Genomic DNA, 25,463 nt, shown 5'->3' on the forward strand with positions numbered 1-25,463 from the left:
CTCTTGGCAGCGGAACCGGGTTATGGCACGAACCTTGTTGTAAACCCGGGTCCGCGTGCGACCACGGCGGCGCGGCCACCGCATTCATGCCCGGCAGCCTAAGCCCCGCCCGTGCCCGTGTTCCCGACGCCCGGCCCCGGCCGGAGGAAAAAGCGACAACCACCCTCTCCCCGGCGGCCCCGAACAGGACCGGCGGGGAGCGAAGAGCGGGCATGCCCCGCAAAAGGAGAACCACATGAACAAGGTCACCCCTCTCATCCTGACCTTCACCCTGACTCTGATGGCGGGTTCCCTGGCCCTGGCCATGGACGACGATCTCCGGCCCGAATACGTGGCCATGCGCCAGGACGTGCTCGCCATGGACAACAGCATGCGCGGGATGGAGCAGGCCGTAAAAGGGCTGGAGGACCCGTCCCAGTGCCAGGAGGCCCTGAAAGAATTGAACGGCCACATGACGGAGATGCGCCGGCACATGCTCAAGGTGGAGGCCTACGCCGAGCAGTCCGGCGACATGACCCTGACCGCCTCCCTGCACCAGCTGGACAAGGCCATGACCGCCACCATGCAGGGCATGGGCCAGTGCCTCAGGGACAGGGACACGGCCATCCCCCTGGTCCGGGATGGCGTCACCCGGATGCGGACCGCCCTCGACGTTATCAGGACCGACACCTAGCCCCGCGCCGCCAAACGTGAAAAAGGCCCGGAAGGTTTCCCTCCGAGCCCGAAAAGGCGTGTGCGAAGCGTTTGGATCAGACGCGGTCGCTGAGCAGGATGCCCCCGCCCATGGCGATGAACAGTCCGCCGGTGAGCTTGTCGATCCTGCGCCCGAAGTCCTTGAACGAGAAACGGTGGCCCAGGGAGGCTATCAGGTACGAATAGCCCAGGTGCACACTGGTCACGATCCCGCAGATGGTCACGAACATGACCGTGAACTGCTCGGAAACCGGGTGCGCCGTATCCAGGAACTGCGGCAGGAAGGCGGACAGGAATATCAGGGTCTTGGGGTTGCTCGCCGAAACCAGGAAGGCCTCCAGGAAGAGGCTGCGCCTTCCCCTGCCCGCGGCGGGCGCGGCCTCGGCCTCGGCCAGGGCGGCGGACTTGCCCTTGCGGGCCGCGCGCAGGTTCTTGACGCCGAGGAAGATGAGATACGCCCCGCCCACGGTCTTCATGACCACGAACCAGAACGGCAGCTCGGCCAGAAGATGGCCGACGCCCACCGCCACCAGGCAGACGATCAGGAACTGGCAGGTCAGGTTCCCGAGCACGGTGATGAAGGCGGACCTCCAGCCGTGGCGGATGCTGTTCTTGAGGACCAGCAGCACGTTCGGGCCCGGGGACAGGGTGGTCACCAGATAGGCCAGGAAAAACATGGCCCACATTTCCATATTCATCGCATACTCCGGGCCATCGCCGGGATGGCCTTGCTTACATTGAAGAAATTTGCCAGGTCCGTTCTCAGACCAACCGCGCGCCGCCGTCGACCACCAGCGTGGTCCCCGTGACGTACGGACTTTCCATCAGATGGATATACGCTTTCACGACCTCTTCGGCCGAGGCGACCCTGCCCGCGGGGAACCGCCGGGCCCGCGCCTCGACATCGGGCGGCTTGGGGGCGACGAACCCCGGGCTGACCGCGTTGATCCGGACCGGGGCGAGTTCCACGGCCAGGGCGCGGCACAGGGTCTCGGTGGCGCTGTTGATCACGCTCATGGCGAAGTTGCCCGCATAGATGCGCTCGCCTGCGATCCCGCTGGTCAGGACGATGCTGCCGTCCGGGGCGAGGCGGCCGTGCGCCTGCCGGATCAGCCTGCACTGTCCCCAGAATTTGGTTTCAAAGGCCTGCCTGGCCTGATCGAGATCGGCTTCGACAAACAGGGCCGGAGACAGCGGGGGCCGCGTGGCGACGACCATGTGGTCGATGTTCCCGACCCGCTCCAGTCCGCTTTCCACGTCCTCTTCCGACGTGACGTCGAGGGAAACCGTTTCGATCCCGGCCCCGACGGCCTCGGCCAGTTCCTCGTGCCGGTCCGAAGCGGTGCGGGAGGCGATGACCACCTCTGCGCCGCGCCCGCGGGCCAGGCGGGAAACCATGAGGCCGAGCCCGGAACTTCCCCCGACGACGAGCACTCGCTTGTTCTTCAATCCGCCCATGATACCGTTCTCCGCAATCGATTCCCTCATGTGAAGCTTCCCTCTCTACTGGACGGCGCGTGGCAAGGCAACCGGCAATTTCCACCTGTGGCGGGCGGGAACCCGGCCGTGCAGATGTATTTTTCACGGCTTGGCAAAATCCCGCCAATCAGGCTATCCTTGCGGGCGAGACGACGACCCGCCTCGGGAGGATGCGTGATAATGCAAGACTTTTTCGCCCCACACCTGCTGGATCTGCTCTGCCTGGCCCTGTCCGCCGGGCTCTTTACCTTCTACCACCTGTACGTGCGCCACAAGCTCAAGGACAACCCGACCTATTCCCTGTACGGGGCCACCACCATCGCCAGGACGGCCTGGGTGCTCAACGTCATGGAGGAGAAGAACGACATCCTGGCCGTGCAGACCCTGCGCAACTCGACCATGGCCGCCACCTTCCTGGCATCGACCTCCATCCTCCTGGCCGTGGGGCTGCTGAGCCTGTCCGGCCAGGCCGACAAACTGGGCCAGACCTGGCACGCCCTGAACCTGTTCGGTTCCAGGGCCGAGAGCACCATCACCCTCAAGCTGCTGATCATCCTCGGCAACCTGTTCATCGCGTTCTTCAATTTTTCCTTCGCCATCCGGCTATTCAGCCACGTGGGCTTTTTGATCAACACCCCGCCCGAGGAGGGCAGCTACGGGTCGTCCATCACCTTTGTGGCCATGGAACTGAACAAGGCGGGCGGCTACTTCCACATCGGCATGCGGGCCTACTACTTCCTGGTGCCGCTCATCTTCTGGCTGTTCAGCCCCCTGTTCATGCTCGCGGCCACAGTCACCCTGGTGGGGCTCATGTCGCGCATAGAGAAGACCCCGCACCTGGACTGCGAATACCTGGGAGCCCTGTTCAAGAACTCCTGCCCCCTGCCGCGCAAGTAGCCCGGTCAGGAGACCACCCACACGGTCCGGTCCTTGGCGTGGTGGATGAGCTTGTTGGACACGCTGCCGAACAGAAACTCCTCGGCCTTGGATACGCCCCGGCGGCCGATAACCAGGGTCCCGCAGTCCTCCCGCTCGGCGATGGACAGGATTTCCAGGGCGATGTTTCGGCCGTGGCTGCAATCCCCGGCCCCCTCGGGCCGGGCCGCGCAGCTGTCCACGTATTGGCTGCACACGGTCCCGCCGGACAGGCCGCCCGCCTCCAGCACCCTCCCGGCCTCGTCGAGAAACTCGCGCATGGCCCGCGAATGTTCCCGGCACTGCCCGGACCAGGCCGACTCGTCCGGGAACATGTCCCGCTCCGGCAGCCGCTCGATGTGCACCAGCCGCACGGCGTAGCCCGTCCCGCCACCCAGGATGGCGGCCGCGTAGCGCACGGCGCGCAGCGAATTCTCGGAACCGTCCACGGCGATGAGCACTTTCTTGAAATCCATGGCGTCCTCCCCTTTGGTCCGAGGTAAACAGTGCGGGCCGCGCCCCTGCGCGGTCCCGGCTCACCCGAGGAGCCCGCGGCACGGCCGCAGCTCGTCGAGGAACTCCTCCACGGTGTCGTAGAAGACCTCGGTCTGTTGCGAAAAATGCATGAACACGTTGTTCAGTTCGGCCGGAATGTACGGGAAAAGCTTGCGCAGGTTGACCACCCGGTTGCGGATGACCAGGGAGTGGTCTCCCGGCCCCAGCCCGTTCAGGGTCTCGGCCGGGAAGCCGCCCTCGCCCAGGTTGCCCATGTTCCAGACCTGCTTGCCCGCGCAGTAGATGAGGATGTTGCCCAGGCCGAAGATGTCCAGGCCGTAGGGATTCTCGTGGAAGTCGAAGGTGTAGTCGAAGTCGATCCAGCGGTACTGCCCGGTGCCGTATTCGACGAACAGGTGGTCGCGCCGGATGTCGCCGTGCTTCTCGCCCTGGGCGTGCAGGGCCCCGATGGCCTCGCACGCGTCCAGGAAGCCGTCGAGCACGGCCGGGAAATGCTCGCGGAAGTAGGCCTCGTGACCGGCTTTGAGCGCGTAGACGTATTTGCCGATCTCCCGGCCCTGGACGATGTCCAGGATGCGCACCGGGTTGTCGTGGTCGTCCAGGCGGGTCGCGCCGTGCATGAACCGGGGATCGTCGGCCACCAGGTCCAGGATGCGCGACTCCTTCTTGGGACTGCGGTAGCACTGGACCTCGAACTCGCCGACCCTCAGGGGGAAGCGTTCGTAAAAGACCAGCTTGAGGATCTTGCGCTCGCCGGTCTCCAGCTCGCGGCACCGCTTGACCCAGTACTTGGGGTCCTCCATGCCGAAGCGCCGCTCGCTCTCGTCCTTGAGCACCAGGTAGTGCAGGCCGCCCAGGGCGATGACGTCCCCGTGGCCGATGTCCATGAACTGGGTGGTGTCCGTAAACACCCTGCCGCACCGCCGGACGGGAAACTCCGGCATGTATCGCTCCACCAGACCCCTGACTTCCTCGGACATGGCGAACCTCGCTTGGCCGGTTCCGGGGGAATCCCCTACTTTTACAAAGTATGGGCCCCGATGGGGAATGGCAAGCAAAGATTCCGGCGCACGACCGGAGGCGGAGCGGGCGAAAGAGCGGGAGACGTCGGCGGCCCCGTGCGGGCCGGACGGCTAACGCGCGTCCAGCCGCTTGCGCAGGGTGTGGGTGAAGTCGGTGATGATCCCGAAGCAGCCCGCCTCAATGAGGGACAGGGCCCGGTCCATGTCGTTGACCGTGTAGGGGGAGACATGGATGCCCGCCCCGGTCAGGCGGCGGACCATATCCTCGTCCAGGATGGCTTCATCCGGGTGGTAGCCCACCGCGCCCAGGTCCGCGAGATGCCGCTCGATGTTTTCCGGATGATCGCCCTCAACCAGCGCGGCCAGGGGAATTTCCGGGGCCAGCCGGTGCATCTCGGCCAGATAGTCGTGGTTGAAGGAGGAGACCAGGATCAGGTCCTCGGCCTTGGCCTCGCGAATCCGGCGCAGGACCTGGGAGACGATGGACAGGTCGCCCGGGGCGTACTCCAGGTCCTTGATCTCCAGGTTCATGGGGAAGTCGTTGCGCCGGGTGAAGGCCAGGACCTTTTCCAGGGAGGGGATGCGCTGGCCGCGCATGCGCCCGAGGTCGGCCGGGCGCACCTCGCCCCGGGCGATGGTCCCGTAGGGGTCGGACTCGGCGAACCACGTCCCGGCGTCCAGGGAGCGCAGCTCCTCCAGGGAGAACAGCCGCAGGGGCCACGGCGCTCGCTCGCAGAATTCGTGCCGGGCCGAGACGTCGGTGGTCCGGCCCAGGTCGTCGTCGTGAAAGACCACCAGCTCGCCGTCGGCGGTCCGCTGGACGTCCATTTCCCAAAAATCCGCACCGTGCACCAGGCCGAGTTCGGCGGCCAGCATGGTGTTTTCCGGGGCCAGGGCCCGCGCGCCGCGATGGGCGCAGACATAGCCCGCGCTTTGCAGGTGATCGAAGAACATCAGTCCGTCTTCCTGGTGAAATAGAAGTTGATCAGGGCCAGCAGCGAGGTGCCCACGATGAGCATCAGCGAGACAGCGTTGATGACCGGGGTGGAGCCGTCGCGCACCTGGAGGTAGAGGTTGATGGGCAGGGTCGGTTCCGAACCCACCAGAAACAGGGTCGTGTTGAAGTTCTCGAAGCTCATCAGGAAGGCCACGGCCCCGGCCCCGACGATGGCGGGCCGCAGGAACTTGAGCGTGACGTGCCGGATGACCCCGAAGTGCGTGGCCCCGAGGTTCAGGGCCGCCTCTTCCAGGGCGGGATCGAACTTGCGCAGCCGGGCCGAGACCACCAGGGTGACGAAGGTGGTGATGAACGAGAACTGGCCCAGCACCACCAGCCAGAAGCTCGGCCGGAAGAAGGGAATGTCCACGCCGAAGGTCTCGTCCACGAAGGTGCCCGCCGTGTTGGCCGCCAGCAGCTGGGAGATGCCCAGGATGACGCCGGGGATGACCAGCGGGGCGAGCATGAGCATGTAGAGCAGCCCCTTGAAGCGGAACTCCTCCTTCTCGAACAGGAAGCTCGCGCAGGTGCCGACCACCACGCTTAGGATGGACACGAAAAAGGCCGTCTCGAAGCTGGTCACGATGGAGCGCAGATTCTGCGCGTCGTGGAACAGCCCCACGCGGTCCGGGCCGTCGGCCACGAACCAGTCCAGGCTGAATCCCTGCCACGGCAGGGACGGGAAGTCCGAGTTGTTGAAGGCCAGCACGCAGGTGACCACCAGCGGCGCGAACAGGAACACGAAATAGAGGATGATGAACGCGTTGAAGGACCAGTCGTAGGTCTTGGAGCGCGGCAGGGAACGGATCATGAGGCCACCTCCCCGAGTTTCTGGCCCGAGAGCTTGAGCCCGGCCCAGATGATCAGGGAGCTCAGGACCAGGAGCAGAAAGCCGAAGGCCGAGCCCTGGTTCCAGTTGAAGCTGGCGATGAACTGGTTGTATATCTGTTCGGTGAACCACAGCGAGTTCTTGCCGCCCATGAGGTTCGGGGTCAGGTAGTTGCCGAGCGTGAGCATGAAGACCACGATGGCCCCGGAGGTGATGCCCGGCTTGCAGTGCGGGATGATGATCGTCCGCCAGATGGCCAGCTTGCCGGCCCCGAGGTCGTGGGCCGCCTCGATCAGGCTGTCGTCCAGGCTGTCCATGACCGAGACCAGGGGCACGACCATGAAGAGCATGGAGGTGTAGACCAGCCCCATGATCATGGTCGCGTCGTTGTAGAGCATCTCCACCGGCCTGTTCAGGACGCCGAGCTTGACCAGGAAGAAGTTGAGCACCCCGGACTCGCGCAGCAGGATCATCCAGCCGTAGATGCGCACCAGCTCGCTGACCCAGAACGGCAGCAGGATGAAGATCATCAGCGCGCCCTGCAACCGGCGCCGGGCGAGCTTGGAGATGTAGAAGGCCACGGGCATGGCCAGGACAAAGGTGATGGCCGTGGTCACGACCGCGTAGAGCGCGGTCCGCACGAAGGTCAGCCAGTAGATGGGCTCGGTGAAGAAATTCAGGTAGTTCCTTCCTGTCCAGACCATGTCGCCGTAGTCGTTCTCACCCCTAAAGCTCATGGTCAGCAGGTCGAGGTGGGGCAGGACGATGAGCAGCAGGAGCCACGTCAGCACCGGGGCCAGAAATATCCAGAAGGCGAGTCGCGAGCGGGGCACGGATCAGTCCTCCGCCCGGAAACAGATGCCGGACTCCGGGTGCCAGCCCACGCGGATGTCGTCGCCGGGCCGGATGTGGTCGAACTTGCGGTTCTGGGGCAGGGTGACGATCAGCTCGCGCTCCTCCTTGGTGACCGTGAGCAGGCGGCTGTTGGCCCCGTCGAAAAGGATGGACTTGACGGTCACGTCAAAGGTGTTCAACCCCTCGCTCTCCCGGGGCTCGATGCGCATGGCCTCGGGCCGCAGGAAAAGATCCACCCGGCTGCATCCCGCGCAGGAACTGTGCGCCAGGGTGCGGAAGGAATACCCCTCGTCGGTGGAGAGAACGACTTCGCCGTTCTCCAGGGTCTTGGAGATGGACCCGCTCCAGCGGTTGTTGTCGCCCACGAACTGGGCCACGAACGGGGTCTCGGGCTGGCCGTAGAGCTCCTGGGGCGTACCCACCTGCTCGAACCTCCCCTTGTTCATGACCGCCACGCGGTCGGACATGACCAGGGCCTCGGACTGGTCGTGGGTGATGTAGATGAAGGTCGTGCCCACCTTGGCCTGGAGCTTCTTGAGCTCGACCTTCATCTGCTCGCGCAGCTTCAGGTCCAGGGCGCCCAGCGGCTCGTCCAGGAGAAGCACCGACGGCTCCAGGACCAGGCAGCGGGCGATGGCCACGCGCTGCTTCTGCCCGCCGGACAGCTGGTCGATGCGCTTGACCCCGAAGCCGGGCAGCCCGACCCGCTCCAGGATGGCCTCGGTCTTCTTCCTGATCTCGGCCCCGGCCACGCCGCGCCGCTTCAGGCCGAAGGCCACGTTCTCGGCCACGTCCATCATGGGGAACAGGGCCAGGTGCTGGAACACGAGGTTCACGGGCCGCTGGTTGGGCGGCACGCCGAGCATGTCCCGGCCGCGGATCTCGATGGTGCCCGAGGTCTGGGTCTCGAATCCGGCGATCATGCGCAAGAGCGTGGTCTTGCCGCAGCCGGACGGGCCGAGGATGGAAAAAAAGGACCCGTCGGGGACATCGAAGGTCACGTCGTCAACAGCGGTGAAGTCGCCGAAACGCTTCACCAGGGCTCGTACGGAAAGATCGTTGGTCATAGATTTTCAACTGCTGGAGTACGGAATAAGGCGGGGAGCCTCTTCGGCTCCCCGCCCCGTGCCATTGTCGTAAGCCGGGTCAGGTTAGTTGGCGGCCTTGATCTTGTCCAGGACTTTGCCTTCGATGCTCTCCAGCTTGGCCGGAACCGGCGGATACCACTTGATGTTGTCGATGGTTTCCTGCGGGAAGGAGCGGGCGAAGTTGTCGGCCACGGCCTTGTCCGTGAACTTGAGGGCGTCCTTGGACGCGGTGGCGTACTTTTCCTGGGAGGAGAAGTAGCCGCAGTTCTCGGGCTTCATGATGAAGTTGATCCACTTGTAGGCGGCATCCACGTTCTCGGCCTTGGCCGGGATGGCGAAGGTGTCGATCCAGCCGAGCGCGCCTTCCTTGGGGGCCTTGAAGTCGATGGCCGGGTTCTCGTCGTGCAGCTTCCATCCGCCCGCGTCCCAGGCCATGGCCACGAAGACCTCGCCGGAGCGCATGGACTCGATCAGGGCGTCGCCGTTGGCCCAGTAGTTCTGGACGATGGGCTTGGCCTCGATCAGGGTGTCGGCGATCTTGTCGAGCATGGCCTTGTAGCCCTCGACGTCACTGTACAGAGCGAACGGGTCATAGCCGAGCGCGAAGCCCATGGCGATCAGGGTCGGCCGCTTCAGACGGTAGCTCACGCGGCCCTTGTACTTGGGATCGAGCAGCGCCTTGTAGGAATCGACGCCCGCCGCCTTGTCGTTGTTGACGATCAGGCCGGAGGTGCCCCAGCAGAACGGCACGGCATAGGACTTGCCGTCCACCAGGGTGTTCTTCTTGACCGCCGCGAGCATGGACGGAATGAACAGGGGGGCGTCGATCTTGGAGTAGTCCAGGGCCTGGTAGATGTGGAACTTTTCCTGGACCGAGGAAATGCGGTCCTGGGAGGGCTGGGCCAGATCGAAGCCCGCGCCCCGGGTGGCGCGCAGCTTGGCGATCATCTCCTCGTTGTTGGAGAAGGTCACCTCGACCTTGATGCCGGTCTCCTTCTCGAACTGCTCGATGAGCTTCTGGGGGGCGTATCCCTTCCAGGTCAGGAGTTTCAGGGTCTCGGCCTGCGCCGTCCCGGCGAAGGCGAACATTGCCAGCATGAAAAGCGTGAAAATCCGTTTCATCATCGTCTCCGTTTGTGCGTAGTGGGTTAAATTCAAACGCTTGTTACAATCATCCGGCCTGTTGCGCAATAACGCATTGTTACGAATGCATTAAGTTATCGGGCCTGTTTCGGAGAACGCGCCTGGCCCGCCAACCGCCCGGCCTCCCCGCCCGGCGCGAGCGCCAGGGCGTCGTCCACCTTGAGATCCACGCCGGACACCGAACGCCTGAACGCCTCGCTCATGAGCGCGCACAGGGTCCGGGCGGCCTCCGCATACCCCAGTCCGGCGGGCCGGATGTTGGAGATGCAGTTCCGGGCTTCGTCCGTGGTATCAGATTTCGGGCCGTATGTCATATAAATGCCCATGCTGTCCGGGGAGCTCAGACCGGGCCGCTCGCCGATGAGGACCACGGCCATGCGGGCCCCAAGGGCCAGGGCCACGCGGTCGCCCAGGGCCACCCTGCCCTGCTCGGCGAAGCACGGCGGAGCCGCGCTCAGGCCGAGCCCTTCGAGCGCGGGCGCGAACTCCCGCCAGAAGGGCGCGAAATTCCTTTCCACGGCCGTGGACGACAGCCCGGCCGAAACCGTGAAGGCCACGTCGAACCCGTTGCCCGCGCGGGCGGCGAGCATGGCCTCGCTCTCCCGGGCGAGCAGCCGCCCGAGGTCGGGCCGTTGCAGGAAGACCGCCCGGTCCGGGGCCCGGCTTTCCACTTCCAGAAACTCGATGTCGCCGAAGGTTGCCCGGCGGTCCGGCTGCTGGTGCACCGCGTCCCGCGCCCGGGCGTGGTCCAGCTGGAAGGCGAGCACGTCGCGGGTGCGCTGGCTGACCCCGGCCCGGCCGAGCGCGATGCGCGCGTCGGTCCAGGTGCGCAGCCCGGCCCAGAAGTCCTCGGCCACCAGATCGTCAGGTTTCATGTCGACGACGGGATGCTTGGTTTTAGGAAGACAGGCCACGGAACCGCTCCTTGTCGGGAATGTGCAGGGAATGTTTCGGGGCCTTGAGTTGGCCGTCCTTGAACACGCCGGTGCGCTCCAGCCAGGCCGCGAACTCCGGGGCCGGGGAAAGGCCGAGCTGGCGGCGGACATACAGGGCGTCGTGGAAGGAGGTGGATTGATAATTGAGCATGATGTCGTCCGCCCCGGGCACGCCCATGATGAAATTGCATCCGGCCACGCCGAGCAGGGTCAGCAGGGTGTCCATGGAATCCTGGTCCGCCTCGGCGTGGTTGGTGTAGCAGACGTCCATGCCCATGGGCACGCCGAGCAGCTTGCCGCAGAAATGGTCCTCCAGACCGGCCCGGATGATCTGCTTTTCGTCGTAGAGATACTCCGGGCCGATGAAGCCGACCACGGAATTGAGCAGAAACGGCTCGTAGCGCCGGGCCAGGCCGTAGGCCCGCGCCTCCAGGGTCTGCTGGTCCACCCCGCAGTGCGCCCCGGCGGACAGGGCCGAGCCCTGGCCGGTCTCGAAATACATGACGTTGTCGCCCACCGTGCCGCGTTTCAAGGACCGCCCGGCCTCGAGCCCCTCGCGCAGGACTTCCAGGGTCACGCCGAAGCTTTTGTTCACGCCCTCGGTGCCGCCGATGGACTGGAAGACCAGGTCCACGGGAGCGCCCCGCTCCACGGCCTGAATGGTGTTGGTCACGTGGGTCAGCACGCAGGACTGGGTGGGGATGTCGTATTCCCGGCGCAACCGGTCGAGCAGCTCCATGAGCCGCATGGCCGAGGCCGTGCTGTCCGTGGCCGGGTTGATGCCGATGCAGGCGTCCCCGCTGCCGTACATGAGCCCGTCGAAGACCGAGGCCACGATGCCCGCCGGGTCGTCGGTCGGGTGGTTGGGCTGCAGCCGCGCGGCCAGGGTGCCGGGCAGGCCGACCGTGGTCCGGAATTGGGTGACCACGCGGACCTTGGAGGCCACATGGATGAGATCCTGGACGCGCATAAGCTTGGACACGGCGGCGGCCATCTCGGGCATGAGCCCCGGGGCCAGGGCGGCGAGCGCGTCCCCGTCCGCCTCGGCCGAGAGCAGCCAGTCGCGGAACCCGCCCACGGTCAGCCCGGCCACGGGCTTGAAAGCCTCGCGGTCCAGTGTGTCGACGATCAGCCGGGTCACGGCGTCGTCCTCGTAGGAGATGACCAGGTCTTCCAGAAAGGCGGCCAGCGGGACCTCGGCCAGGCAGAGCTGGGCCACGGCCCGCTCGCGGGCCGAACGCGCCCCGATCCCGGCCAGTTCATCCCCGGATTTGGGCGCGGAGGCGACGGCCAGCAGGGTGCGCAGGTCCGCGTACTCTTGGGTCACGCTGTCTATGGTGATGGCATACATGGCGGCACGGGGTTCAGGGTTGCATGAAAAGGGCCACGGGCTCGAAGGGCTTGGTTCCATTTGCGAAAACCGTTCCACTTGCGGAACGCATTCCCCGGCCCTGCCCTATCAGGCCCACCGTACCCCGTCCGGCCCGCCCGAGACAAGGGAATTGCCGCCCTTTCGAGCCGCCCCGGTAGCGCGTCCAAGGGAGGGCAAACGCCCCGCCCCTCTGACAACATTGTCAGACCGGAGGGGCCGATTGCCCGATATTGTGCAAATCAGACGCCTTGCGCGGTCCGGGCCCGGCCCGGCAGTTCCATGCAGCCGAGGACGCAGCGGGCGAACAGGGCCGCGCCCGGGGCCAGGCAGCGCTCGTCGAAGTCGAAGCGGGCGTTGTGGTGCCCGGCGGCCAGGTCGCTGCCGAGCATGAGGTAGGTGCCAAGCCCGCCCTGATGCTGGACCTCGGCCAGCATCAGGGCGAAGTCCTCGCTGCCGCGCAGGTCCATGGCGTCGATGACCCCGGCGGGATCGAAAAAGTCCATTGCCCCGGCCGCCCGCCGGACCACCGCCGCCAGCTCCGGGTCGCTCCGCCCGCTCACGCTGCGCCCGACCTCGGCCAGGGCGAGGTCCACCCCGTACATCCGCGCGGCCCCGGCCAGGACCTCCCGGGCGCGCCCGTACATGAAATCGTTGATCGCCGTGGTCTGGCCGCGCGTCTCCCCCTTGATAAGCGCGTTCGGAGGGACCACGTTGCGCCCCTGGCCCGCGTTGAGCACGCCCACGGATATCCGTGAAGCGCCCTGCCCGTGGCGCGGGATGGCGTGCAGGTTCAGGGCCGCGCAGGCCGCGGCCAGCAGGGCGTTGCGCCCCTGCTCCGGGGCCGCCCCGGCGTGGGCCGCCACCCCGCTGAAGGTCGCGTCGAACTTGGTGGTGGCCAGGAACCCGCCGACCCCGCAGACCAGTTGCCCGGTCCTGGGCGCGCGGAACCCGATGTGCCCGCCGAAGAGGTAATCCACCCCGTCGAGCGCCCCGGCGTCGACCATGGGCCCGGCCCCGCGCACGCCCTCCTCGCCGGGCTGGAAGATCAACCGGACCGTGCCGTGAAGCCGGTCCTTGAGCCCGGCCAGGAGTTCGGCCACGCCCAGGCCGATAACCACGTGACCGTCGTGGCCGCAGGCGTGCATCACTCCGGGGTTGACCGAGGCGAACCCTTCGCGGAAAGGGCGGTGCGCTTGGTCGCGGGCCTCGTCCAGGTCGTTGGCGTCCATGTCGAAGCGCATGGCCGTCACCGGGCCGTCGCCGCAACGCAGTTCCCCGACCACTCCGGTCAGGCCGCCGCGCATGCGTTCGATCAGGTCCGGGTCGCCGCCCTGGGTCACGGCGCGTTCCATGTGGGCGGAAAGTTCCTCTTCCGTCGGCACCCCGAGCATGGACTCGCGGCGCACCGCGTCCTCGCCCAGGCGGACTTCGTACCCGGCGGCCATGAGCGCGGCCGCGACCTTGGACGCGGTCCGAAATTCCGTCCAGGCGGCCTCGGGGCAGCGGTGCAGGTCGCGCCGCCGCTCGATGAGCCGTTTCTCCATCCCCGCCGCCAGCCGTTCCATATCCTCGGTCATGTCGCCCTCCGATTGTGCGTCCCCCTGTTCTGGCCCATCGGCCGACCAAATGCAAAGGGGAAGCGGGCGGCGTCCCGCACCGTGGGGACGGGCCGCCGTCCGCGCAAAAGGCCCGGAAGCGAGACTGCCGGGCCTTTGCCGTGCGGCCCCAAGGCCGTGGTGAAATCGTCCGCGCTGTCCGCGCCGCGCCTAGTCGTGGCTGTGGCCGTGCCCGTCGCCGCCGTCGTGGGCGTGGTCCACGTCGTGGCTGTGCGCGCCGTGGCCGTGGGTGTGCTCGCCCTCGGCCCCGTGCTCGTGCCCGTGCTCGTGGCCATGGCTGTGCACGTGGCAGTGTTCATGGGTATGGATGGTGCCGTCCTCGTGGGTATGCTCGTGCACGTGGGCGTGCTCATGCTCATGTTCGTGCTCGTGCATGCCCTTGTCGCCATGGGCGTGCTGATGGGTCACCTTGCCCTTGCCGTTATTGCAACCGCAGTCCTTGCACATATCGCCGCTCCTTTGAGGCTGAATTGCTTCCCTCTATACAGAGTATGTATTCGATCCATGCAACTGGCAAGCCCGCAAGAAAAGACTTTTCATGCCCGGCCAAGGACAACGGGCCGCGCCCGGTGGCACGCTTTCACACGAAATCCGCGCCGGGGCGCGGGCCCGATCGACCAAGCGCCGCCCGGTGCCCGGATCAGCCGTCCAGGCCGTCCACGTAGTCCATGATCGCCCGGGCCGAACGCTTGGAGCGGGCAACGGCCTCTGCCACGGTTTTGGCCCCGGTGACCACGTCGCCCGAGGCGAACACGCCTTCGCGGGTGGTCCGGCCGTCCTCGTCGGTGATGATCAGGCCGGTCTTGCCCACTTCCAGGCCGACCAGGTTGGACCGGGGGGCCTGGCTGACCGCGATGAAGACCGAGTCGGCCTCGAACAGGAATTCCGAGCCATCCACCGGGACCACGCGCGTCCTGCCGTCGTCGCCTTCCGCGAGCCGCGTCTCCACGCAGACCACGCCCCGGTCGTTGATCTCCTCGGGCGAGGTGAAGAACCGGAAGCGGACCCCGTCGACTTTGGCGTACTCGTACTCGTACTTGGTCGCGGACATGTCGTCCTCGCCCCGGCGGTAGAGCACGGTGACCTCCCGGGCGCCCTTGCGCAGGGCGGTCCGGGCCACGTCCATGGCCACATTGCCCGCGCCGATGACCGCGACCTTGCGGCCCAGGCTGTAGACCGAGGGATTTTTGAGGTAATGGATGGCGTAATGCACGTGGCCCAGGGTCTCGCCCTTGAGCCTGAGCGGCCTCGGGTTCCAGACCCCGGTGCCGATGAAGATCGCCCTGTACTCGTCCCGGAACAAGTCGTCGATGCCGATGACCGGCCCGATGAGCGTGTTGGGCCGGATCTTCACGCCCAAGCCCATGAGCTTTTCCTTGAGCTTTTCCAGGATGTCCTTGGGCAGCCGGAAATCCGGGATGCCGTATTGGAGCACGCCGCCGATCCTTTCCTTGGACTCGAACAGGGTCACGTCGAACCCCTGCCGGGCCAGGATAAAGGCCACGGTGATCCCGGCCGGACCGGACCCGACGATGGCGATGCGCTTGTCGTTGTTCCCGTTGACCGGACGCTCCGGCTGGAACTGCTCCAGGTAGTAGCGGGAGATGTACTGCTCGATGCTGCTGACCTGGACCGGCGCGCTCTTCCTGCCCAGGATGCAGTGCCCTTCGCAGAAGTGCTCGTGCGGACAGATCAGCGAGCAAACCGAGGTCAACGGATTGTTCTCAAACAGCATGGCGCCCGCCTTGCGCATGTCGCCCTGAAGCAGGGCCTCGACCATCAAATTGGCCGGGGTCGATACGGGGCAGCCCTTGCTGCACAACGGTTTCTTGCATTGCAGACAGCGGGACGCCTCTTCGATTATATGCTTGCCCATTGAATTTCCTTGTCTGTTGTCGTTGCGGCCCGGCGAACCGGGCGGAAGGATGGTCCTACAGCATGTGCGCCCGACGTGCAATTCCCTCGGAGCCGACCGGGCGGCGCGCGGGAAAAGTGTTGCCTTCAAGCCGGACATTCGGCTACGGCCATGGCTTCGCCGTCCTCAAGCGGCGCGCGACAACACCGGCCCGCCCCACGGGCCGGGAGACACCGTCAGCAAGGCCAACGGCCGGAAACGAATATGAACGCCGCCCTCCTCGCCCTCGCGACCATCCTCATGTGGAGTTCCCTGGCCCTGCTCACGGACCGCATCTCGCACCTTCCGCCCCTGCTCTCGGTGGGGCTGGTCCTGACCGCCTGCGGCCTGGCCGGAGCGGTCAGGCTGCGCAGCTGGAAGGTCTCGGCCGCGACCTGGCTGACCGGCGTGGGCGGCATCTTCGGCTACCATTTTCTGCTCTTCGCGGCCTTCGGGCGCGCCCCGGCCGTGGAGGCGAACATGGTCCAGTACCTCTGGCCCCTGTGCATCGTCCTGTTCACGCCCCTGTTCCTGCCGGGCAACCGGCTGACGCCGGCCCACCTGCTCGGGGCGGCCCTCGGCCTGTCGGGCGCGGGGCTGATCGTCACCGGCGGGAGCCTCGGCCTGCGCATGGACTACCTGCCGGGCTACCTCTGCGCTCTGGGCGCGGCCGTGACCTGGGCCTGCTACTCGCTCCAGACCAAACGGCTGCCCCCCTTCCCCACGGCTGCCGTTGGCGGCTTCTGCCTGGTCTCGGGACTGCTCTCCCTGACCCTGCACTTCGCGCTGGGCGGGCACGGGCCCACCCCCTCGGGCGGGGACTGGCTGATCATCCTGCTGCTCGGCTTCGGCCCCATGGGCGCGGCCTTCTACACCTGGGACGCCGCCATGAAACGGGGCGACCCGCGCATGATCGGCGCCCTGGCCTACCTGACCCCCATGCTTTCCACCATGCTGCTCGTGGCGGTCAACGGCCGGGAGTTCACCCCCCTGCACGGCCTGGCCATCCTGCTGGTCACGGGCGGTGCGGTGATCGGCTCCCTGGACTCCCTGCGCCCGCTGCTCGCGGGCCGCTTCGGACGCCGCCGCAGGGCCTGGGCGCCGTCGTCCGCCAAGCCGGAAAAGTAGCCCGGCCTCCCCGGCGGCCGGGATCGCACGGGTACTTACCTTTTTGCTACCAACCTCCCCAAAAGACCGTTTTTGAGCCTCGAAAACGGCCCCAACATGTTTGAAACAGGGCCAACGACACTCAAAAAGAGCATCTTCACGGCCAAAGGGCTTTTCAAACCCGAAAAAACGTGGCATAGCTATTCATACTGAAAACGAACCAACATATCCTCCCCCGTGGTAATTATAACCACCACCGTTTAGAGGAACAGCCGCGGGGGAAGGCATCACCACTTGTTCCGCCAGTGGAGGGAGTCGACGCTTCGTACAATTCGCCTGACGCACCGCGTTGATCGGGATTCCGAGGAATCAGGCCGTATCGACAAACGGGTCCGTCACGACATTGTATCGGGAAGATGCTCGGCACCTCGCGAACAGCAACACCGGCGGCACAAGGACACTCCACCAGACAGGCTACGGGGCCTCCGCTCCAAAGCCCGGTGACGGGGCACCCCGCGCCGGTCCGCACCGCACCCTCGAGCAGGGATCATCTCTTCCGCACAATGTCGCCGCGGCCCGGCGTCCCGTCCGCGAATTGGACTTTCGCACGGATCAAAACGACTTCATGCACGCCCCGGCACAGCCCGCCCTCTGCGGGCCAGTGGCGGCCCGGGGCCGTTTCGACCGGAGACGGCGCGGCGAGACCGCCGAGCTGCGGGTCGGGACCAAGGGTAAACGTTTATTCAGGGATGAAAACCTTCAAGGAGGTAACTGTGGGCAGCATTTCAGGTCTGTTAGTGACGGTCCGAACCGCCAAACAGGGCTCGGAGATGGTCACCAGCAAGCATGGGGCGCCATACCTTGCCGAGATATCCACCCTGCGCATCCACCCGGACGACCTCAGCGCCGTGGGCGTGGAGGATGGGGGTCCGGCCGTGCTGGCCAGCCCGCACGGCGAGGTGCGCGTCACCTGCAAGGGCACCGACGTGCCCAAGGGGCTCTTCTTCCTGCCGCTCGGGCCGGTGGCCAACACCCTCTTCAGCGCGTGGAGCACCGAGGAATCGGGCGTGCCCAACTGGAAGAGGATCAACGTGTCGCTGACCCCCTGCGACGAGACGGCCGAAGCGGACAACACCGGCCAAGGAGCGGAGCGATGACGACTCACGACAACGTGGTCTGCACCTTTTGCGGCTGCCTCTGCGACGACATAGAGGTGGAGGTGCGGGACAATACCATAACGGCGGTCAAGAAGGCTTGCGCCATCGGCAAGAACAAGATCATGCACGCCACCTCCGATCCCCCGCCGATCTCCGTGCGCGGGGTCGAGACCTCGGTGGACGAGGCCGTTGAGGAGGCCGTGCGGATCATGAGCACGGCCCGCAATCCCATGGTCTACGGGATGAGCAGCACCACCTCCGAGGCCCAGCGGGAGATGGTCGAGATCGCCGAGATCACCGGCGCCAACCTGGACAACTGTTCCTCCTACTGTCACGGGCCGGGCGTGCTCGCCCGCCAGCAGGTGGGGTTGGTCTCCTGCTCCCTGGGCGAGGCCAAGAACCGCGCGGACCTGGTCATCTACTGGGGCTGCAATCCGGTGGAGGCGCACATGCGCCACCTGTCCCGCTACTCCCTGCAACCCAAGGGGCTGTTCATGCCCGAGGGGCGCAAGGGACGCAAGGTCGTGGCCATCGACGTCCGCCCCACGCCGACCACCAAGCGGGCCGACGTCTTCCTCCAGGTCCAACCCGGCCACACCTTCGAGATCGCCTCGGTCCTGCGCGCCCTGCTCAACGGCGTGGAGCTGGACTTCCCGGACGGCGCCGATTCCGTCGCGGGCGTGCCGGTGGAAGCCTGGCGCGAGGTCGTGGAGATGGTCAAAAAATGCAAGTACGGCGTGCTCTTCTTCGGCCTGGGCGTGACCCAGTGCCGGAACACGGACATCAACGTCGAGCAGGTCGCCCGGCTGGTCCAGGACGCCAACCGGCACACCCGGTTCTCGGCCGTGGCCATGCGCGGGCACGGCAACGTCAACGGCACCAACCAGGTCATGAGCTGGCTGACCGGCTATCCCCTGGCCGTGAACTTCAGCAGGGGCTTCCCCCGGCACAATCCCGGGGAATTCAGCGTGGTGCCCATGCTGGCGCGCAAGGAGATCGACGCGGCCCTGATCGTGGCCACCGACCCCGGCGCGCACCTGCCCAAGGACGCGGTGGACTTTCTCAAGACCATCCCGGTCATCCACCTCGACCCGCACCGCAACATGACCACGCCTTGGGCCACGGTGGTCATCCCCGTGGCCCCGGTGGGCGTGGCCGCGACCGGCACCTTCTACCGCATGGACAACGTCCCCCTGCGCCTGAAAAAGCTGGTGGACTCCCCCTTCCCCACGGACGAGGAGGTCCTGAAAACCATGAAGGAGAAGATCGCTTATGCTGCGAATAACTAACGGCCAAGTCCACGACCCGGCCAACGGCCTGAGCGGCGAGGTGCGGGACGTGATCATTGACGGCGGGACCATCGTCTCCGCCGAAGGGCTCCCGCAGGCGCAGCTCGACGAGATGGAGACCATCGACGCAACCGGCTGCGTGGTCATGCCCGGCGGCGTGGACATCCACAGCCATATCGCCGGGGCCAAGGTCAACAGCGGGCGCATCCTCTGCCCCGAGGAGCACGGCAGCCACGTATCGGCCCGGACTGCGATCACGCGGGCCGGGTGCGGCCTGACCGTGCCCACCACCCACCGCACCGGCTACCTCTATTCCAAGCTCGGCTACACCACCGCCTTCGAGGCCGCGGTGCCGCCGCTCGAGGCCCGGCACGCCCACGAGGAGTTGCAGGACCTGCCCATGCTGGACAAGGGCTGCTACACGGTCATGGGCAACAACCACCTGGTCATGCAGGTCCTGAGCGACAGCGACCCGGTGCGCCGCAAGGAGCGGCTGCGCGATCTGGTCTCCTGGCTGCTCAAGGCCAGCCGGGGCTACGCCGTGAAGGTCGTCAACCCCGGCGGCGTGGAGGACTGGAAGTGGAACACGGGCGCGGCCGACCTGGACATCCCCACCCCGCCCTTCGGGGTGACGCCCAGGCAGATCATCTCGGCCCTGGCCGAGACGGTTGACGACCTCAAGCTGCCCCATTCCATGCACCTGCACTGCAACCATCTGGGCGAGCCCGGCAACCTGGCCACCACCTTGGCGACCATGCGCAACCTGGAGGGGCACCGGGCCCACTTCACCCACCTGCAGTTCCACTCCTACGGCAAGACGCCCAAGGGCGGATTCACCTCGGGCGCGGCGGAGATGGCCGAGTACTTCAACCGGCATCCCGAGTTCACATGCGACGTGGGCCAGATCGTCTTCGGCCCCACCCTGACCATGACCTCGGACGCGCCCATGGAGTTTCATCTGCACCAGATGCGCAAGGCCAAGTGGGCCAGCGGCGACATCGAGATGGAGAGCGGGTCGGGCGTGGTGCCCATGACCTACAGCCCCGGCGTGCTGGTCAACGCCATCCAGTGGGCCGTGGGACTCGAGCTCCTGCTGCTGATCAAGAACCCCTGGCAGATCATCCTGACCACGGACCACCCCAACGCGGGCCCGTTCACGGCCTACCCGGAGATCATCAAGCTGCTCATGGACGCGGACTACCGCAACTCCTGGCTGGAGAAGCTCCACCCCAAGGTCCGGCGGTACACCTGCCTGTTCGACCTCAACCGCGAATACACCTTCGACGAGATCGCGGTCATCACCCGTTCCGGCCCGGCCCGGGCCCTGGGCCTGGCGAACAAGGGCCACATCGGGGCGGGCGCCGAGGCCGACGTGGCCATCTACCGTATAGGCGACGACAAGCGGGCCATGTTCAACGCACCGGCTTACGTCCTCAAGCAGGGCGAGGTGGTCGTGCGCGACGGCGAGATCGTCCGGACCGTACAGGGCAGGACCCTGGGCGTCTCCCCGGAAGGGGGCGAGCGGCTGGACGACGAACTGACCGAGACCTTTGACGGCTACTACACGGTCAGGCTGGCGAACTACATGGTGGAAGACGAATATCTGGACCGGCCGGAGGTTGTCCCATGCGGATAAACAACGTTGAGATCGTGGACACCTTCGCCGAGGCCTTTCCCATGGCCGCCGTGCGGGTGACCATCACGGCGAAGAATGAGAAATGGGCCATGCAGGCGGCCCTGGCCGCCACCGGGTTCGCCACCTCGGTCATCGGCTGTGGCATCGAGGCGGACATCGACGGCCCCTCGCCGAGCACCCCGGACGGCCGTCCGGGCGTGGACTGCCTGTTCTTCGGCATGTCCACGGACGCCCTGGAAAAGCAGATGCTCAAGCGTATCGGCCAGGCGATCATGACCACCCCGACCACCGCCTGTTTCGACGGAGGCCTGGCCGAGTGCCCGGCGGACGAGCGCAAGCCCCTGAAGCTGGGCGGCAAGATCCGCTTCTTCGGCGACGGGTTCCAGGCCAGCAAGATCATCGGCGACGAGCGCTATTGGCGCATCCCGGTCATGGAGGGCGAGTTCCTGATCCAGGAGTCGTTCTCCACGGCCAAGGGCATCGGCGGCGGCAACTTCATGATCCTGGCCGAGTCCGACGACGCGGCCCTCACTGCGGCCGAGGCCGCGGTGGAGCGCATGCGCGAGGTGCGCGGCGTGGCCCTGCCCTTCCCGGGCGGGATCGTGCGCAGCGGAAGCCAGGTGGGGTCCAAGTACGCCTTCCTGCCCGCTTCCACCAACATCGCCTTCTGCCCGACCATCCGCAGCCGTGTGCCGCAGACCGTGCTCCCGCCCGGGACCAACTCGGTCATGGAGGTGGTCATCGACGCCCTGACTTACGCCCAGGTGGCCGAGGCGACCCGGGTCGGCATCGAGGCGGCCTGCCTCCCCGGCGTGCTCCAGATCACCGCCGGAAACTACGGCGGCAAGCTCGGCAAGCACCACTTCCACCTCCGGGAGCTGCTCGGATGACGGGACACGCCAAACAACCACAAGGAACTGGAGCCAATATGAACACGAGGGTTTACCTGACTCTGCGCACGGCCCCGGCCATGCCCGTGGAGGCGGAGTCCCTGCTTCCCGAAAACGTCACGGGCAAAAGCGCGGAGGAAATCGAATCCCTGCCCCTGCAGGTGGGCAACCGCACGGAACCGGTCGGCGACCATTTCCGGGTGGAGATACACGAAGGCCGGTCCGGCGGGCCGGATGAAGGCGCCGCCGCCCTGGAACTGACCGGCGACCTGACCCGGTTCAAGCGGCTGGGCGAAGGCATGTCCCGAGGGTCCCTGACCGTGAACGGCACGGTCGGCTTCCACGCGGGCGCGCGCATGAGCGGCGGCACGCTGACCATCAACGGCAACGCCGGGGACTACCTGGGGGCCATGATGACCGGCGGAAGGATCACGGTCCACGGCAATGCCGGGCACTTCGCGGGCTCGGCCTACCGGGGCTTTTTCCGGGGCATGTCCGGCGGCTCGATCCTGGTGCTCGGCAACGCGGGCAACCTGACCGGAGCGCGCATGCGCCGGGGCATGATCGCGGTGCGCGGCACCTGCGGCGACCTGGCCGGATACGCCATGGGCGCGGGCACCGTGCTCATCGGCGGCCGGGCCGGGGTCCGGGCGGGCGCGAACATGGTCCGGGGGACCGTGATCCTGCTCACGCCCCCGGAGGAGATGCCGCCCACCTTCCGCTACGACTACACCGGGCTGCCGCCGTTCTGGCCGCTCATGCACGCCTCCCTGTCCGAGGCGGGCTGGACCGCGCCCGAGGCCGAGGCCCGGGCCGAGTTCAAGCGCTACAGCGGCGACTTCAACGAGGGCGGACGCGGGGAACTGCTGCTGCTCTCCGGGGCGGCCTGAGCCGGTCCGAAAGAACACTGACATCGTGCTATAGCCGATAGGATGCGGCGCCCCGGCACACCCCAGCCGAACAGGCTCCGGGCGCCGAACACCATCCCCCCACCCCGGGTGAAGCCGTTCGGCATCACCGCAAGCGTCCCGGCGGCCTTGAACCGCCGGGACGCCCTTTTGCGCCTTCCGTCCGGCCGCCCTACCAGCGGGCCAGCAACGCGGGCACGGTCTCGGGCGTCTCGTACGAAAGGAGCAGGGCGAACAGGGCCCCGGCCATGATATCCGCCGTGGTGCCGGGGTTGTAAAGCCGTTTCTCGTCGCGGGTCAATCGGTCGAAGCGTTCCACGGCCCGACGCCCCTGTTCGCTGAACACCCCGCCCAGCCCGAGCGCCTCGGCGGCCTGGGCCGAGATGGAGCGGGCCGTGTCCGTGTCGGTCTTGCGGGCGATGTCCGTGTCGGGCACCGAGGCCAGAATGGTCAGATAGGTCTGGATCACGGCCTGGGACAGGCTCGCCCCCTCGTCGAGCAGCCGCTTCAGCCCGGCGCGCCCTTCGAAGACCAGCTCGAAATCCGTGACGTACTGCGCGGCCAGGGTGTCCCTGTCCCGGGCCAGTCCCATGGCCTCGCGCAGGGTGATGGTCACCTCGGTGTCGCGGATGTCCCCCTCCTCCACCGTGTCCATGCCGTGGGGCGCGGCCTTGACGATGGACGCGAACGCCAGGCGGGAGTCCTCCACCGTGAGTCCCGCCAGGACCCGGCGCAGGGACGCGCGCAGCTCGGACGATCCTCCCAGGGCGGCCGCCTTGGCCAAGGGAGCGAGCATGAGCAGGATGCCCACGTTGGTGTTCACCCCGGCCAGGGTCTTGGTGTGGTCCGCGCCGTCACGGATCATCTCCCCCACCGAGGCGGCGGAGGCCGAAGAGAAGGCCGGGCCGATGGCCGCCGCGCTGACCAGAAAATGCTCCAGACGCAGGCCCGAGCAGTCCCGGGTCCGGGTCACGTTGCCCGGCTTCTCGGCCAGGACCTCGAAAATACAGGCTATCTGGGCGGCCCAGGATATCCATCGATCACTGCATGGGGGCATGAAATCTCCTTGCTCCGGCGACACGCCGCCGTTTTTCAGGCCCGGAACATGACAGATCGCCGAGAGTTGCGTCAAGACGACGGGATTGACGCCGGGCCTTTTTTCCCCTAACCATCAGGGCAGGAAATCGCGGGCCGATCGAGCGGTGCCGCGGGTTCCTCATGGTTATGCCAGGCCAAAGGCCATCCCGACCAAATCGGGATGGCCTTTTTTTGTGTCCAACGACCAACAGGGGGAAGATCATGCTGGGCAAACTGCTCGTCCTTGTCACCTACATCGCCGCCATGCTCGGGCTCGGGCTGTACATCCGGGGCCGGGTCCAGGACTCGCCCGCCGAATATTTCCTGGCCGGGCGCAGGCTCGGGCTGTTCGTCCTGCTCGGCTCCATGGCGGCCACCAACTTCAGCGCCTTCACCGTGTTCGGGGCCTCGGGCGCGGGCTACCTGCACGGGCTGGCCTTCTTCCCGATCATGGGCTTCGGCACCGGGTTCATGGCCCTGACCTTCTGGCTCATCGGCAAACGCGTCAACCGGCTGGGCAGGCTCCACGAACTGGTCACGCCCTCGGAACTGGTCCAGCACCGCTACGGCAGCCGCCCCCTGTCCGGCCTGTTCGCCCTGGTCATGGTCGTCTTCACCATCCCCTACCTGGCCCTGCAGCCCATGGCCGGCGGCTACGTGCTCAACCAGCTGGTCGGGCTACCCCAGGCGGCGGGCGCGGGCATCGTCACCCTGGTCATCCTGGCCTACACCCTGCGCGGCGGGCTGCGCTCCGTGGCCTGGACCGACACCCTCCAGGGGCTGATCATGATCGTCATGCTGGCCGCCGCCCTGGTCATGGCCGCCGAACACCACGGCGGGTTCGCCAGGGCCATGGGCAAAGCTCTCGAGGCCGACCCCGAGCTGTTCTCGCGCCCCGGCGGGCTGGGCCGGTTCGGGCCGGGCATCTGGCTGTCCTACATTCTGTTGTGGTTCTTCTGCGACCCCATGTTCCCGCAGCTCTTCCAGCGGTTCTACACGGCCCGCGACGAGAAGGCGTTGCAGCGGACCATGCTCCTCTACCCGCTCATCTGCACCGTGGTCTTCGCCATGCCCGTGCTCCTCGGCGTGCTCGGGCGGCTCGACTTCCCCGGCCTGCACGGCAAGGAGGCGGACGCCATCGTCCCCATGCTGATGACCTCGGTGGGCGGCGATTTCATGGGCGCGCTGGTCCTGACCGCCGGGCTGGCCGCCCTGATGTCGACCATGGATTCCCAGCTGCTGACCCTGTCCTCCATCTTCACCCGCGACGTGTATCCCTTCTTCACCGGCGGCCGGACCGGCTCGTCCACGGTGGGCCGCGTCTTCGTCTGCTGCCTGGCCGCGGCCGGATACGCCATGGCCGTGAACCCTCCGGGCAGCATCCTCAAGATCGCCACCCAGACCTTCACCGGCCTGGCCGTGCTCTTCCCGACCGTCTTCTGCGGCCTGTACCTGGAACGACCCCGCGCCCTGCCCGCCATCGTCTCCATCCTGGCGGGCGAGGCGGCCATGATCTGGTTCGCCCTGGCCGGGCCCGGCGACCTGTCGGTCCTGCCCGCCATCCCGGTCATGGGCGTGGCCTTCGGCACCTACATTCTGGTCCACCTGTTCAGCGGAGCCGGGTTCGCCTGGCAATGGTCCGGCGCGTCCCGCAAATGGGCGGCGGCCTTCGGCCTGCTCCTCCTGGCGGCCTGCGATTTCTGGCAATGGACCGACCGCACGCCCGTGTTCCTCGGCCTGCCGGGTTGGGTCTGGTATTTCGTGGGGTTGAGCGCCCTGCAGACTATTTTGATGTGGCGCATGTGCCGGGAGGAGAGCAGATAGTAACATGATAGTAGGAATCAATACTATATTTGTCCGCCTCCATAACTTGCCATAACACCGGGCGGTTGGTGATGCAGTGGGGCCGAGAGGCCGGGAGGTTGTCTTGTTAAACGAGTAACCAAAAGCATACCTGGTTGACTAAAAATCTGAAAAATGCATTATACAAGGTGCCCATTGCCTTCACCGCTGCGTTCGATATGGCAACCTATATAGGATGTTAG

General features: G+C 66.5%; 24 protein-coding genes. 9 read left to right on the top strand and 15 right to left on the bottom strand.

The features are described from left to right. The first annotated feature begins 235 nt into the window (after positions 1-235). Entirely contained in the window at positions 236-673 is a 438-nt protein-coding gene (locus BerOc1_RS04270; protein ID WP_071544452.1) for a hypothetical protein, read from the top strand. 76 nt (positions 674-749) lie between these two features. Here the strand turns inward: BerOc1_RS04270 and BerOc1_RS04275 are convergent, their stop codons facing one another. Together BerOc1_RS04275 and BerOc1_RS04280 are read right to left on the bottom strand one after the other, a co-directional pair. Further along, complete coding sequence (locus BerOc1_RS04275) at positions 750-1,391, bottom strand: LysE family translocator (RefSeq protein WP_071544453.1); 642 nt, start codon at positions 1,389-1,391, stop codon at positions 750-752. 64 nt (positions 1,392-1,455) lie between these two features. Beyond that, the gene (locus BerOc1_RS04280; RefSeq protein WP_071544528.1) at positions 1,456-2,151 is read right to left on the bottom strand and encodes an SDR family oxidoreductase; all 696 of its coding nucleotides are present in this window, start codon (positions 2,149-2,151) and stop codon (positions 1,456-1,458) included. A gap of 201 nt (positions 2,152-2,352) precedes the next feature. Here BerOc1_RS04280 and BerOc1_RS04285 point away from each other — a divergent pair, with 201 nt between their 5' ends. Further along, the gene (locus BerOc1_RS04285; RefSeq protein WP_071544454.1) at positions 2,353-3,069 is read left to right on the top strand and encodes a DUF599 domain-containing protein; all 717 of its coding nucleotides are present in this window, start codon (positions 2,353-2,355) and stop codon (positions 3,067-3,069) included. Positions 3,070-3,074: 5 nt separating this feature from the next. Here BerOc1_RS04285 and BerOc1_RS04290 read toward each other — a convergent pair whose 3' ends face one another. The 12 genes from BerOc1_RS04290 to BerOc1_RS04345 all read right to left on the bottom strand — a co-directional run bounded on the left by BerOc1_RS04290 (position 3,075) and on the right by BerOc1_RS04345 (position 15,336). Next, complete coding sequence (locus BerOc1_RS04290; RefSeq protein ID WP_071544455.1) at positions 3,075-3,563, bottom strand: universal stress protein; 489 nt, start codon at positions 3,561-3,563, stop codon at positions 3,075-3,077. Positions 3,564-3,623: 60 nt separating this feature from the next. Next, on the bottom strand, positions 3,624-4,583 hold the full coding sequence (locus BerOc1_RS04295) for a serine/threonine-protein kinase (RefSeq protein ID WP_071544456.1): 960 nt from the start codon (positions 4,581-4,583) through the stop codon (positions 3,624-3,626). A 153-nt stretch (positions 4,584-4,736) separates the two neighbouring features. Further along, the gene (locus BerOc1_RS04300) at positions 4,737-5,579 is read right to left on the bottom strand and encodes a glycerophosphodiester phosphodiesterase (protein ID WP_071544457.1); all 843 of its coding nucleotides are present in this window, start codon (positions 5,577-5,579) and stop codon (positions 4,737-4,739) included. Next, positions 5,579-6,433, bottom strand: coding sequence for an ABC transporter permease (locus tag BerOc1_RS04305; RefSeq protein ID WP_071544458.1), 855 nt, complete (start codon positions 6,431-6,433; stop codon positions 5,579-5,581). Before BerOc1_RS04305 ends, BerOc1_RS04300 begins: the two co-directional genes overlap by 1 nt. Beyond that, positions 6,430-7,284 (bottom strand): ABC transporter permease, encoded by an 855-nt coding sequence (locus BerOc1_RS04310; protein ID WP_071544459.1) that lies wholly within the window; start codon positions 7,282-7,284, stop codon positions 6,430-6,432. The genes BerOc1_RS04305 and BerOc1_RS04310 overlap by 4 nt, the downstream gene beginning before the upstream one ends. 3 nt (positions 7,285-7,287) lie before the next feature. Then, positions 7,288-8,373 (bottom strand): ABC transporter ATP-binding protein, encoded by a 1,086-nt coding sequence (locus BerOc1_RS04315; RefSeq protein WP_071544460.1) that lies wholly within the window; start codon positions 8,371-8,373, stop codon positions 7,288-7,290. An 84-nt stretch (positions 8,374-8,457) separates the two neighbouring features. Further along, positions 8,458-9,516: an extracellular solute-binding protein gene (locus BerOc1_RS04320; protein WP_071544461.1), complete on the bottom strand. Its 1,059-nt coding sequence runs from the start codon at positions 9,514-9,516 to the stop codon at positions 8,458-8,460. Between the two features lie 95 nt (positions 9,517-9,611). Next, positions 9,612-10,412 carry an ethanolamine ammonia-lyase subunit EutC gene (eutC, locus tag BerOc1_RS04325; RefSeq protein ID WP_071544529.1) on the bottom strand — a complete coding sequence of 267 codons (801 nt, stop codon included), beginning with the start codon at positions 10,410-10,412 and terminating at the stop codon, positions 9,612-9,614. 22 nt (positions 10,413-10,434) lie between these two features. Continuing rightward, positions 10,435-11,823, bottom strand: a complete 1,389-nt coding sequence (locus BerOc1_RS04330; RefSeq protein WP_071544462.1) for an ethanolamine ammonia-lyase subunit EutB — start codon at positions 11,821-11,823, stop codon at positions 10,435-10,437. 260 nt (positions 11,824-12,083) lie between these two features. Continuing rightward, positions 12,084-13,421, bottom strand: coding sequence for an amidohydrolase (locus BerOc1_RS04335; RefSeq protein ID WP_071544463.1), 1,338 nt, complete (start codon positions 13,419-13,421; stop codon positions 12,084-12,086). Between the two features lie 189 nt (positions 13,422-13,610). After that, positions 13,611-13,907, bottom strand: a complete 297-nt coding sequence (locus BerOc1_RS18775; RefSeq protein ID WP_071544464.1) for a hypothetical protein — start codon at positions 13,905-13,907, stop codon at positions 13,611-13,613. A 193-nt stretch (positions 13,908-14,100) separates the two neighbouring features. Continuing rightward, a complete protein-coding gene (locus tag BerOc1_RS04345; protein WP_071544465.1) occupies positions 14,101-15,336 on the bottom strand; it encodes an NAD(P)-dependent oxidoreductase in 1,236 nt (411 codons plus the stop codon). A gap of 243 nt (positions 15,337-15,579) precedes the next feature. Here BerOc1_RS04345 and BerOc1_RS04350 point away from each other — a divergent pair, with 243 nt between their 5' ends. The 6 genes from BerOc1_RS04350 (at position 15,580) to BerOc1_RS04375 (ending at position 22,323) form a co-directional block, all read left to right on the top strand. Continuing rightward, a complete protein-coding gene (locus tag BerOc1_RS04350; protein ID WP_071544466.1) occupies positions 15,580-16,482 on the top strand; it encodes a DMT family transporter in 903 nt (300 codons plus the stop codon). Between the two features lie 752 nt (positions 16,483-17,234). Beyond that, positions 17,235-17,618, top strand: coding sequence for a molybdopterin dinucleotide binding domain-containing protein (locus BerOc1_RS19010; protein ID WP_165610775.1), 384 nt, complete (start codon positions 17,235-17,237; stop codon positions 17,616-17,618). Beyond that, entirely contained in the window at positions 17,615-18,907 is a 1,293-nt protein-coding gene (locus BerOc1_RS04360; RefSeq protein ID WP_071544530.1) for a formylmethanofuran dehydrogenase subunit B, read from the top strand. Before BerOc1_RS19010 ends, BerOc1_RS04360 begins: the two co-directional genes overlap by 4 nt. Next, the gene (locus BerOc1_RS04365; protein WP_071544468.1) at positions 18,891-20,543 is read left to right on the top strand and encodes a formylmethanofuran dehydrogenase subunit A; all 1,653 of its coding nucleotides are present in this window, start codon (positions 18,891-18,893) and stop codon (positions 20,541-20,543) included. Before BerOc1_RS04360 ends, BerOc1_RS04365 begins: the two co-directional genes overlap by 17 nt. Beyond that, positions 20,534-21,433, top strand: a complete 900-nt coding sequence (gene fhcD / locus BerOc1_RS04370; RefSeq protein ID WP_071544469.1) for a formylmethanofuran--tetrahydromethanopterin N-formyltransferase — start codon at positions 20,534-20,536, stop codon at positions 21,431-21,433. Before BerOc1_RS04365 ends, fhcD begins: the two co-directional genes overlap by 10 nt. Before the next feature lie 38 nt (positions 21,434-21,471). Next, positions 21,472-22,323, top strand: a complete 852-nt coding sequence (locus BerOc1_RS04375) for a formylmethanofuran dehydrogenase subunit C (protein ID WP_071544470.1) — start codon at positions 21,472-21,474, stop codon at positions 22,321-22,323. A gap of 190 nt (positions 22,324-22,513) precedes the next feature. Here BerOc1_RS04375 and BerOc1_RS04380 read toward each other — a convergent pair whose 3' ends face one another. After that, on the bottom strand, positions 22,514-23,398 hold the full coding sequence (locus BerOc1_RS04380; protein WP_071544471.1) for a triphosphoribosyl-dephospho-CoA synthase: 885 nt from the start codon (positions 23,396-23,398) through the stop codon (positions 22,514-22,516). A 242-nt stretch (positions 23,399-23,640) separates the two neighbouring features. Between BerOc1_RS04380 and BerOc1_RS04385 the strand changes: the two genes are divergently transcribed. After that, complete coding sequence (locus BerOc1_RS04385; RefSeq protein WP_071544472.1) at positions 23,641-25,242, top strand: sodium:solute symporter family protein; 1,602 nt, start codon at positions 23,641-23,643, stop codon at positions 25,240-25,242. The last annotated feature ends 221 nt before the right edge of the window (positions 25,243-25,463 follow it).

Source organism: Pseudodesulfovibrio hydrargyri, assembly GCF_001874525.1.
In the GTDB taxonomy this organism is placed as follows: Bacteria; Desulfobacterota; Desulfovibrionia; order Desulfovibrionales; family Desulfovibrionaceae; genus Pseudodesulfovibrio; species Pseudodesulfovibrio hydrargyri.